The sequence below is a fragment of the Nitrososphaerota archaeon genome (assembly GCA_027887005.1).
Lineage (GTDB): Archaea > Thermoproteota > Nitrososphaeria > Nitrososphaerales > Gagatemarchaeaceae > UBA183.
Genome location: JAPCJI010000022.1, coordinates 1 through 10,503 on the forward strand (window position 1 = coordinate 1; position 10,503 = coordinate 10,503).

At 59.9% G+C, this 10,503-nt stretch carries 11 protein-coding genes; 4 read left to right on the top strand and 7 right to left on the bottom strand.

Annotated features, from left to right (window positions below; genetic code table 11):
* From OK438_08890 to OK438_08915, 6 genes are all read right to left on the bottom strand, one after another.
* On the bottom strand, positions 1-470 hold a 470-nt coding region (locus OK438_08890), incomplete at its 3' end, for an alpha/beta hydrolase (protein ID MDA4125541.1).
* Positions 471-508: 38 nt separating this feature from the next.
* Positions 509-730: a hypothetical protein gene (locus OK438_08895; GenBank protein ID MDA4125542.1), complete on the bottom strand. Its 222-nt coding sequence runs from the start codon at positions 728-730 to the stop codon at positions 509-511.
* 57 nt (positions 731-787) lie between these two features.
* Positions 788-1,786 (bottom strand): zinc ribbon domain-containing protein, encoded by a 999-nt coding sequence (locus OK438_08900; protein ID MDA4125543.1) that lies wholly within the window; start codon positions 1,784-1,786, stop codon positions 788-790.
* A 12-nt stretch (positions 1,787-1,798) separates the two neighbouring features.
* Positions 1,799-2,872: an SPFH domain-containing protein gene (locus OK438_08905; GenBank protein MDA4125544.1), complete on the bottom strand. Its 1,074-nt coding sequence runs from the start codon at positions 2,870-2,872 to the stop codon at positions 1,799-1,801.
* 10 nt (positions 2,873-2,882) lie between these two features.
* Positions 2,883-3,428 carry a hypothetical protein gene (locus tag OK438_08910; protein ID MDA4125545.1) on the bottom strand — a complete coding sequence of 182 codons (546 nt, stop codon included), beginning with the start codon at positions 3,426-3,428 and terminating at the stop codon, positions 2,883-2,885.
* Between the two features lie 98 nt (positions 3,429-3,526).
* Positions 3,527-3,778, bottom strand: coding sequence for a hypothetical protein (locus OK438_08915; protein ID MDA4125546.1), 252 nt, complete (start codon positions 3,776-3,778; stop codon positions 3,527-3,529).
* 91 nt (positions 3,779-3,869) lie between these two features.
* Between OK438_08915 and OK438_08920 the strand changes: the two genes are divergently transcribed.
* Together OK438_08920 and dinB are read left to right on the top strand one after the other, a co-directional pair.
* Entirely contained in the window at positions 3,870-4,688 is an 819-nt protein-coding gene (locus OK438_08920) for a DUF72 domain-containing protein (protein ID MDA4125547.1), read from the top strand.
* 7 nt (positions 4,689-4,695) lie between these two features.
* Complete coding sequence (gene dinB, locus OK438_08925) at positions 4,696-5,787, top strand: DNA polymerase IV (GenBank protein MDA4125548.1); 1,092 nt, start codon at positions 4,696-4,698, stop codon at positions 5,785-5,787.
* Here the strand turns inward: dinB and OK438_08930 are convergent.
* Positions 5,736-6,989, bottom strand: a complete 1,254-nt coding sequence (locus tag OK438_08930; GenBank protein ID MDA4125549.1) for an MFS transporter — start codon at positions 6,987-6,989, stop codon at positions 5,736-5,738. The two genes, dinB and OK438_08930, sit on opposite strands and share 52 nt — an antisense overlap.
* Positions 6,990-7,064: 75 nt before the next feature.
* On the opposite strand from OK438_08930, the gene OK438_08935 reads away from it, so the two are divergent.
* A complete protein-coding gene (locus tag OK438_08935; GenBank protein MDA4125550.1) occupies positions 7,065-9,074 on the top strand; it encodes a hydantoinase/oxoprolinase family protein in 2,010 nt (669 codons plus the stop codon).
* Positions 9,071-10,503, top strand: a 1,433-nt coding sequence (locus tag OK438_08940; GenBank protein MDA4125551.1) for a hydantoinase B/oxoprolinase family protein, incomplete at its 3' end; no start/stop codon positions are given. The genes OK438_08935 and OK438_08940, both read left to right, overlap by 4 nt.

Sequence of the window (10,503 nt, forward strand, 5' to 3'; positions counted from 1 at the left end):
CTGCCGCTCTGAAACCTCCTGGCAGCTAGGGCTACAGAGGGGGATCTCAAGAGAAGCGAAAGCAGCTGCGCGGAACTCTTCTGGTTCGCGACGAGAAGAGTCGAAACGGCGGGCTCGACCAGAACCAGCGACTTCACCAGGTCCGGGTGGTCTGCCGCCAGGTACGCTGAAATGAAACCGCCATAGGAATGGCCGACTACGTTTGCCGGCGCGATACCCAACTTCTCAATGAAACCCTTCAGGTCCACTGCGTTGTTCCCAACGGTCGAATCGGTGACGTCCCCCTCCCTCTTGTTGGGCGCGGCGTACCTCCTGCTCAGTGAAAACACTCTGAACCTCTTCGACAAGGGATCTGCCTGGGCGGTCCAGGCTCGGTAGTCCGTCGGTATCCCGTGGACGAAGACTACGGGGTCTCCGCTCCCCTTCTCCTCATAGTACAGGCTGGCGCTTCCCACGTCCACCGAGGGCATCTCTTCCCTCAGACGCGTCAGCGACTATATGACTCTGCCTAGGCGGATTTCTTCCATGCCTGCGCCCGCTTGCAGAAGTCGTCACCCTCCTCCATCGCTTTGGGGCAGTGCTTGTAGTGGTTGACGACCTCCCGAAGCATCTCTTCAATGGGGGTAGGCGCGCCAGGGCATAGAGAGTCCAGCTGGGCCCTCACCTCCATCAGTGGTTGCCAGACATCGACAGGTATGGTCAGAGGGACGCCTTGCTTTCTTGTAGCCATGGTCAGCGCATCGATAGGCCGCCTTATTTTGGGTTGGGAGGAGAACGGAAGAAGGACTCAGAGGCCTAGGCTGTTGATAATACCGCCCGAATTGCCGTCCACCACCAGCACAATCTTCGTCCCCTTGTGGTCGTATCTCGCGAACCAAACCGGCGCATGGAGCAGCTCCCCGTCCCCCACGTCGGACTCCGTCGAGAGTTGCTGGATCATATGGTGAGCCTGATGGGCCTTCTCCGACTGCACCTGGTCGACCATGGTCTTCGCCTGGTACTTCGCAGTGTCCTCCCCTAGGTCGCCGTTGAGAACCTTCATCCCCTTCATCTTCGTCTCGTCGAAGATCGCCCTGTCGGCCAGGTTGAACTGGTAATCCTTCGGCTGATACTCAGTCAGCGCCTTCAGAGCTACCACTGGAAAGTTGTAGTCGTTGTCCATCTCGTAGGCCCGCCTCGCCCCCTGGCCTCCCCCGATTCCTCCGCCTCCCATCATCGTCCCTAGGAGGACCCCTCCCATCAGGCCACCGCCTCCTCGCCTACCTCCGCTCATGGCCGCACCCATGATGCCCGCGAGGGCCGCAGTCGTTGCTATGCTCCCTGCCTCAGCCGCCATGTCGTTGGCTACGAGCGACGTCCTCGCTGAAACTGGCATCAGCCAGTAGGGTACCAGGGCCAGGTTCATCTCTTCAAGCTGAGACTCTTCCATAAGGTGCCTGTGGAAGAGGCCCCGGTCCATCTGCCCGTGGATTATCTTCAGGACGTCATCCTGGCTCGTTAACTTCACCGGAAGCATCGTGTGCTTGTTGATGCTCTTCCATCCCTCGTTGCCGAGGGTCACGCTGCTCCCGCAATAGGCGCAGGTGATAATCATCTCTCCGAACTTCGGGGTTATGGGGGCCCCGCAGCTCGGGCACTTCAGGGCGGTCGCCCCCGAAGGCGCCAGCACCTGTTCCTTGCTAGTGGCAGAAGCCTGCTGCCCGGAAGCCAGAGAAACCTTCGCCCCGCACTTGAAGCAGAATCCCGCCTCGTCTGGAAGCTGCGTGCCGCACTTCGGGCAGAACATCCGGCGTACCTCCTACAGCTGCTGTCCGCAGCTTGGGCAGAACTTCGTGCTTTCACCGACGGCGGTCCCGCAGTTCGGACAGAACTTTGGCTTCGTCCCGCCTGGCGCGCTGCCCTGTGGTTGGACCTGAGTCGCACCGCAGTTCGGGCAGAACTTCGTGTTGAGAGGCATGAGCGTCCCGCAGCTCGGGCAGCTCTTCGTCTGGCCCTGGGTCATCCCCTGGGCCATCTGTCCCCCTATGGCCGAACCAGCGCCGATGCCTGCCCCGAGTCCTGCAAAGACGCCTGCGCCCCCAGATGGATTCTTCGCTGCATCGTCGATCGCCTGGCCGGTCTGATATTGCATATAGTTGACTCCCAGCACTGACATCTGCGACCTTGTGTCTATCGCCTTCTGGACCTCGTCTGGGAGGCTGATCGTCAGGCCTGAAATCTTGTTGATCTCGATTCCGTACTGTCCCAGGTGGTCGGGGGCGGCCGCCAGGATCTCCTGCTCGATGTTCGTCAGGTTCGCCGCAAGGTCCGTCACCTTGAGCCCCTGGGCCTTCATCTTCCCGACTGCGTTGTAGACGAGGATTACGACCTGGTCCTTGACCCTTCCGTCGACGTCGTCCGACGTGTCCGCGTTGAAAGTTCCTACGAACTGGTTGATGAAGAGCTCCGGGGACGAGATCTTCCACCTGTACTCTCCAAAGACCCGCAGGTTCACGATTCCGAAGGTAGGGTCGGTGAATTGATATGGCTGGGCGCTCCCGAACTTACCGTCCAGGTATCGCTTCGGGAGGTAGAAGACCTCTGCCTCCTGCACCACTCCGGTGAAGAACTTCAGCAGCTTCCCCACCACCGGCGCGTTGATGTCCGTCAGCGCATACCTGTTCGGCTGGTCGAAGTAGGTGAGAACCTTTCCGTCCCTGTAGAAGACCGCAATCTCGTCCTCCCTCACCACAATGTTGTCGTTGAGGCGGATGTTCCTCGGCACCTTCCAGAGGACGCTCCCCTGCTTGAACTGGTCATCCCAGGCTATGGTAGTCGAGCCGAAAACACTGCCCCCCGTAACAGGCACCGCGTCAGGTTTCTTTCCAAACAATCCTAAATCACTACTTGAGGGCTATGCCCTCCACCATTTCAATCCTCATGGACCACTTCTGCTTCAGGTCAGACACCGCCCTCGCGATCTGGCCGAGGGAGGTCTGGATGGAGTTCGGGGCCGAGCTGTCGTAGGTCAGGCCCTCGGAGGAAGTGGACTCTTCCAGCTGGAATACCGAGCTCACGAAGGAATAATCGTAATCGTAAAGCTTGTTGAGCTTGTCTTCGTTAACCGTGATTGGCGCCACCCAGCCGGCGTACCCCTGGGCCGCATGCCTCACTTCTCCGCTGAACCCCTGCACCTGCGAGATAAGAGACCCGACGCCTGTGAGGTTCGTGAGGTCGTTGGTCGCGGCCACCTGCTTCCTTAGCCCCTCCAGGTTCGTCTTGACCCGGTCGAGCCTGTCTGCGACTTGGTTCCTAAGTAGCTCGTCCGAGACCCTGATGTCCTCTTTGCTCCTGTAGCCTCTTAGGCCCGGTATGAGGAGCTGCAGCTTCTTCAGAGCCCCCCGGTTGGCCTCTACCTGCTGTCTGATGTCTGGATTGGCCTCTGACAAAACTTTCCCTACTTTGGGTCTCGAACGCTCTCACGGATATAAAGATTGAGAGGATTCTCAATTATGAGAGCACCATGAGAGGCGCGTCTCCTCCCCGCTCACTTGTCGTGAAACGGATTGTTCCCGCCCTGCTCCGTCGCCCACCATCTTTCGAATCCGAAGAGGGCTCCTAGGACAGCCATTATCGGATAGAACCAGTAGACCGAAGAGTCCGGCGCAGCTCCGGCGTAGACCAGCGCCGCCTGCAGCGCGAGGAGAAGGGCGATGAAGATAGCTATCCCAGCGGCAACCATCTTGACTAGCCTCTTGAGGTGGGCCGTCGTCAGGCCGTGCCATTCCGCCCTGCTCATTCTGCCTCGCTTCCCGGTGGTCGTCGCCTATCATATTTCAAGTTCCTAATCACTTTACGGCGTCCTTCGACAATCCTTAAGATTCTCCAAGGTGGATTCCCTCGTGGTGGAGCTCGACAAGCTGAGGATAGGGTGCAGTGGTTGGTCTTACAAGGACTGGCAGGGCATCTTCTACCCCAAGGACCTTGCCCCCAAGGACTACCTGGGATTCTATTCCAAGACCTTCAACTGCGTCGAGATAGACTCCAGCTTCTACCGAATACCGAACCAGTTCATGATCAACCAATGGAAGAGCAACACTCCGGAGGGATTCCTCTTTTCCCCCAAGCTTCCCAAGAAGATAACCCATGACAACAAGCTGGAGGCCTCAGAATCGACGCTGGTCTACTTCTACAGCATGGTAAGCAAGCTCAAGGAGAAACTCGGTCCAATCGCCATCCAGCTCCCTCCGTCCATCAAGCTGACCACCCACATGGACACCATGAAGAGCTTCATCTCTCTCCTGAGCCCCGAGTTCAAGCACGCGATCGAATTCAGGCACAAGTCCTGGTTCACCCCTGAGGTGTATGCCCTTCTCCGGAAGAACAACATCGCCATGGTCTGGTCCCTCAACCAGTACCTCGAGACGCCGCCGGAAGTGACTGCGGATTTCATCTACATGCGGATGGTGGGGGACAGAGAGCTGACCGAGTTCACCGGCATTCAGAAGGACCGCTCCGAGGACATGAAGCGCTGGGCCTCGGTCGTCCAGGACACCTCAGGCAAGTTCGAGTCGGGCTACATCTTCTTCAACAACCACTTCGCTGGATTCAGCCCCGAGTCGTCAAACGAATTCCGCAGGCTCCTCGGACTGATGGAACTTGATTGGAAGGCGCAGGGGAACCATCAACAGACGCTCTTCGGGTCATAGGTAGCCCATGGAGACCGAGCGCAGGGCAATCCTCCACGTCGACCTGGACGCCTTCTACGTCTCTGCCGAGGTGAGGGAGAACCCGAAGCTGAAGGGCTTGCCGGTGGTAGTGGGCGCAGACCCGGAAGGAGGAAAGGGCAGGGGGGTCGTCGTAGCCTGCTCCTACGAGGCGAGGAAGTTCGGCCTCCGGTCCGGGATGCCGATATCTCAGGCCTACAGACTCTGCCGGGACGCGGTCTACATGCGCCCGAACTGGGGGCTCTACGAACGGGTTTCGGAGGAGGTCATGGCGACTCTCAAGAGCTCCGCGGACAGGTTCGAGCAGGCCAGCATCGACGAAGCGTTCCTCGACGTCTCCAGCAGAGGAAGAGACGGAGAATCAGCGAAGACCGTCGCACTTGAAGTCAAGAAATCGGTGAAGGAGAAGCACGGACTCACCTGCTCCGTCGGAGTCGCCCCAAACAAATCCGCCGCGAAGATTGCGTCCGACAGGAACAAGCCTGACGGATTGACGGTCGTCCCCTTCGACGACGTCCCTGGGTTCCTCGCCCCTCTGCCCGCGGGCGTCGTTCCCGGCATAGGTCCGAAGACCCGCGAATTCCTAAAAGAGAAAGGGATTGAAACCGTAGGCCAGATTCAAGCCCTCGGCGGCAAACAACTCCTCACTTGGTTCGGTAAGAACGGCGTCTGGCTCTGGGGAGTGGTGCACGGCCAGGAGAACGTGGAGGTCAGGCAGCAGGAGATGCCGAAATCGCTCAGCGTGGAGAGGACTTTCAAGGAGGACGTCAAGGACTTCCGAGAGGTGAGAAGAGAGGCGGCTGACGCCGTCTCGGAGCTCATGAGGCGGGTGCGGTCGTCGAAGCTCGCCTACAGAGTCGGAAGTATCAAGATCAGGTTCAGGGGCTTCGAGACCCACACCCGGGAGAAGACCCTCGTCAGCCACACCGAGAGCGAGGAGGCGCTTCAGGAGACGGTCGAGGCCCTTCTCGACGAATTCGAAACGGAAGGCAGGCCAGTGAGACTGGTCGGCGTCCGAGTGGCAGACCTTCAGCGCATCTCTTCGGATTCGTCGAGGCTCGACGACTGGGCCAAGGCCTGAGGAGGCCCAGGTCCTTCTTCGGGAAGCCTCGCGTCCTTGAACAGGAACCAGTACAGGCTGATGCCGACCACGTAGAGCACGGTTGCGATATAGAACGGCAGGGCGAGGAAGCCTCTGTCTATCAAGAAGTAACCAACGTAGAGTGACAACGAATTCGGCAGCCTCCATAGCGACGCGGTTATTCCCGAGGCCATCCCCCTCTCATCTGGCGAGACCAGGCCCATGATGAGCGACTGGGTGAGGGGATTGGAGAGGTTCATCAAGAAGACCCTTACCAGATAGAGCGAAGCCGCGATAGAGAACGTGGGTGACGATGGTATCAAGACCATGAACACCGTCGAACTCCCCTGAGTCAGCACCGTGGCCTTGACGAGCCCCAGCCTCCGTGCCAACCTTGGCGACAAGAATACAACTCCGGCTGTCAGTAGACTAGTGAGGCCGAGAACAGGGCCGCTCACCGCGTCGGACACGCCATAGGCCTTGGAGAACCAGTAGGCCATCAGAGGGACAAAGAGACCTGCTCCGACTGCTATGAGTACGCTGTAAGTGATGAATCGTTTCAGTACGCGGCCAGACTTCCGAGGTAGTATCTCCTTCCTTTTCGCGCCTACAGCGCTCTCCTTAATTCTGAATATCAACGGCGTAATCGATAGATTGAGCAGACCTATGGCCACATAGAGGACGATGTGAGCCTGTTTTGTATCCAGCCCAACGCTCTGGAACGCCACCACCGAAGAGATGACGAATCCACCGAGTGCGCCTGCAATCCAGCCCAGAAACGCCAACAACGAGAACGCCGCAGTACGTTTCTGGTCTCCGGCCTTCTCGGCCAGAAGGGCTCCTACCGATACTGCATACGCAGCCTCGCCAGTCCCTTCAAGTATCGCGACGATTAGGAGCAGAGCGAGGTTCGTCGTCAGAGCGAAGCCTACGAGGCTCAGACTCGCACAAAGGTTTCCGATGACGAGCATCTTCCTCCTCCCGTACCTATCCGCAACGACTCCGAGGGGGATGCTCTCACCCACCAGTGTCAATCCCATGACTGTTATGATGAGTCCCGCCGTGGTAGGGGCAAGACCCTGGATATTCGGCAGGAAGAACGACAGATCCGTGTAAATGAAACCTATGGCGATGTTCGGAATGAAGCTAAGATAGATGAGTAGCCTTGCCTGCCAGGGTATCCCTCTGTACTCGCTGAACAATCCGCCCGTCAGCCAGCCAAGGGCATTCAGTATAAACAGAAAGGATGGGGCTCCGCACCATTGGCCTTGCCGGAGATGAAGAGGCAGCTCGCCATCGGGGTCGATGTAGGAGGGACATTTACCGACCTAATCATTTCCGATTCCTCATCCCTTTCTGTCCTGAAGGTCCCCACCTCGGACGACCCGATTGAGGCGGTGGTGCTGGCCATGCGCCGTCTCGGAGATAAAGCCCGCAAGGCCTCTCTGATATCCCATGCCACCACGCTCGCCACCAACGCCCTGCTGACTCGTTCTGATCTCGCCAGGACGGCCCTCATCACCAACGAGGGCTTCAGGGACGTCCTCGAAATCGGGAGGCAGCGGCGCCCGGAGTTGTACGACCTACAGACGCGGCGCCCCACCCCCCTGGTCGAAAGACGGGACAGGTTCACCGTCAGGTGCAGGATGGACGCCCACGGTTCGGTCCTACAACCATTGGACCGCACTCAGGCTAGGTCCGTTGCCGCGAGCATCACAAGACTGGGGTTCGAATCGGTCGCCATATGTTTCCTGAACTCTTACCTCGACCCCGAGCACGAGCTGGAGATGAAAGACATCCTGATGCGCAAGGGATTCAGTGGACACATCAGCCTCTCGAGCGATGTAGACAGACAGTACAGAGAATACGAAAGGACTAGCACGACTGCCGTCAACGCGGCGCTCGCACCCCTGATGACGGGCTATCTCTCGAGGCTTCAGAACGCCCTATCAAAGATCGGCGTCCGGGCCCCGGTTTACGTCATGAACTCCGACGGCGGGGCGAGCACTGTCTCCTTCGCCTCCAGCCGCCCCGTCACCTCAATCGAGTCGGGCCCCGCGGCCGGAGTCGTGGCCTCGACCGTGCTAGCCAGGCAGCTGCACCTCCAGCGAGTCCTGACCTTCGACATGGGCGGGACCACAGCCAAGGCAGGCACTGTGGTCGGGGGAGAACCCGAGCTGACAAGCGAATTCGAAGCCGCCGGAAGGACGCACAGCGGCAGGTCGATCAGGGGCAGCGGCTACCCAGTGAGGGGATCTTTCATCGACCTCGCAGAGGTGAGCGCAGGGGGCGGCACCGTGGCCTGGCTGGACGAGGGCGGTGAACTTCAAGCAGGCCCCCGGAGCGCAGGCGCAGACCCCGGCCCCGCCTGTTACGCCAGGGGCGGCACCGAACCCACCGTGACAGACGCGAACATGGTCCTCGGTCGGCTCAACCCACGGTACCTCCTCGGCGGGGAGATGCCAGTTCGACGAGACCTCGCGACCCGTTCCATCCGAAGGCTCTCGAGGCGACTGGGAATGAGCGAATCTGAAGCTGCTACAGGGATCCTGCGGCTCGTCAACAACAGCATGGCGAGGGCGATATCCATCGTTTCGGTAGAACGGGGAAGGGACCCGAGAGACTTCACCATGTTCGCATTCGGGGGAGCCGGACCCCTCCACATCTGCGACCTTGCGGAGGACCTGTCCGTCTCCGAACTAGTAATCCCAGTCCACGCCGGTATCTTCTCTGCCTACGGGCTCGTCGCAGGAGATCTGACGAGGACTTTCACCGAGCCCGCGACCGGGCCGTCCGGGGAACTCACCAGGATCTTCAGAGAACTGGACGCCACCTCCGCAAGGGAGATGGGGCTGGAGGGCTTCCGCAGTTTCACCACGAAGCGATACGTCGAAGCGAGATACCGAGGCCAGTCCCACGAGCTACTCCTAGAGTACCAGGGCGTGGCGGCTCTTAGGAAGGCCTTCGACGCCCGACATCGAGCCCTGTACGGATATTCATCTTCAGACATCCTCGAAGTGGTGAGCGCGAAGGTCAGGGCCACAGTTGCGAAATCAAGCCCGGGGAGGTTGACCTCCTCCGGATCAGCAGGAAGGGAAGAGCCAGACAGGCGACGAGCATGGGTCGGCGGCACGGTCAGGAGCGTCGATGTCTTCAGGCGGGAGGCCCTCCGGCCCGGCGATGCCGGCCCGGGGCCATCTATCATAGAGGAGTACGATTCGACGCTAGTGGTCAACCCTCACTGGAAATGGAAGGTCGAGGAGTACGGCACGAGGCTGAGCAGATGAGGGAAGATTCTGTCACACTCCATCTGATCAGGAACTCTCTGCTCTACGCGAGCGAAGAAATGGGGCTCGCGATGCGGAACGCTGCCTACTCGCCCAATATCAAAGAACGCATGGACCACTCCGCTGCCATCTTCGACCCGGCGGGAAGGCTACTCGCCCAGGCCGAGCACATCCCCGTCCACCTGGGCTCTCTCCCCTGGGGACTCAGGAACATGATCGACTGCTGCAAGAAGGAAGGAATCCCCCTCGAAGAAGGTTCGATGGTCTTCGCGAACGACCCCTACGTGACCGGGACTCACCTGAACGACGTCACGACGGTCGCCCCAGTCCACCACAGGGGAGAACTCGTTGCTTTCGCAATCAACAAGGCCCACCACTCGGACGTGGGCGGGAGGGTGCCCGGCAGCATCTCAATCGATTCCGCCACTCTGTTTGACGAAGGGTTCGTCCTCGAGCCCGCGTATCTGGTGAAAAGGAGACGCATCCTTGCGAAGGCGGTCGAGGGCTTCGCCTCGGCCTCCAGAACGCCCGCGGAACGGCGGGGTGACCTGAGGGCCCAGGTGGCGGCCAACGTCACCGGAGAACGGCGAGTGGTCGAACTCATCTCGAAGTACGGCCTGGAAGCCTTCCGCGAGGCGGCCTCCAGGTCATTCGAGTACTCTGAATTCCTCATGAGGAAACGACTTTCGAAGCTAAGGCCAGGGACCTATCGGGCATCTGACGTCCTTGAGGGCCCCGACGGGGATGAACTTGAACTCAAGGCAGCAGTGCGAGTCTCCGGCGGGGGCGTCGAGGTCGACTACGCGGGAACCGCCAAGGAGGTGGACTACCCCCTCAACGCAGTCTTCGGCGTGACGATTTCGGGAGCATACTTCGTGCTCCGCAGCCTCACGGGAGACGACATCCCTGCCAACCACGGGGCGTTCGCACCGGTGGAAGTCAAGGCCCCCGTCGGGTGCCTACTCAACCCCACATATCCGCACCCAGTCGGAGGAGGGAACGTGGAGACGAGCCAGAGGAACGCCGACCTGGTCTTCAGGGCGCTTGCCAGGGCCGCTCCGGAGAGGGTCCCGGCCGCATCTGGGGGCTCCATGAACAACGTGATGATCGGCGGGGGGAAGGGTCGCTCCTCCTGGGCGTTCTACGAAACGATCGGAGTCGGCCTGGGGGGACGGAAATCGATGGACGGGGTGGACGGGATCCAATGCAACATGACGAACACCATGAACACACCCGTCGAAGAGATCGAGCGCTCCCTCCCCATGATGATAACGAAGTACGGATTCAGGGAGGGGAGCTCAGGCGCCGGAGAGCGCAGAGGGGGCAACGGCATCGTACGCTCGTTCAGAACCCTCGGCTCGAGGACCACCTTCACAATCCTCGCGGACAGAGAGAAGCACCGTCCCTGGGGGCTGGAAGGAGGCAGGCC

What these genes read in the sequence shown, in the direction of transcription:
- OK438_08900 (MDA4125543.1), bottom strand. Translation starts at nt 1,786, where the DNA reads ATGTTCTGCCCGAAGTGCGGCACGCAGCTTCCAGACGAGGCGGGATTC.
- OK438_08895 (MDA4125542.1), bottom strand. Translation starts at nt 730, where the DNA reads ATGGCTACAAGAAAGCAAGGCGTCCCTCTGACCATACCTGTCGATGTC.
- OK438_08935 (MDA4125550.1), top strand. Translation starts at nt 7,065, where the DNA reads ATGAAGAGGCAGCTCGCCATCGGGGTCGATGTAGGAGGGACATTTACC.
- OK438_08915 (MDA4125546.1), bottom strand. Translation starts at nt 3,778, where the DNA reads ATGAGCAGGGCGGAATGGCACGGCCTGACGACGGCCCACCTCAAGAGG.
- dinB (MDA4125548.1), top strand. Translation starts at nt 4,696, where the DNA reads ATGGAGACCGAGCGCAGGGCAATCCTCCACGTCGACCTGGACGCCTTC.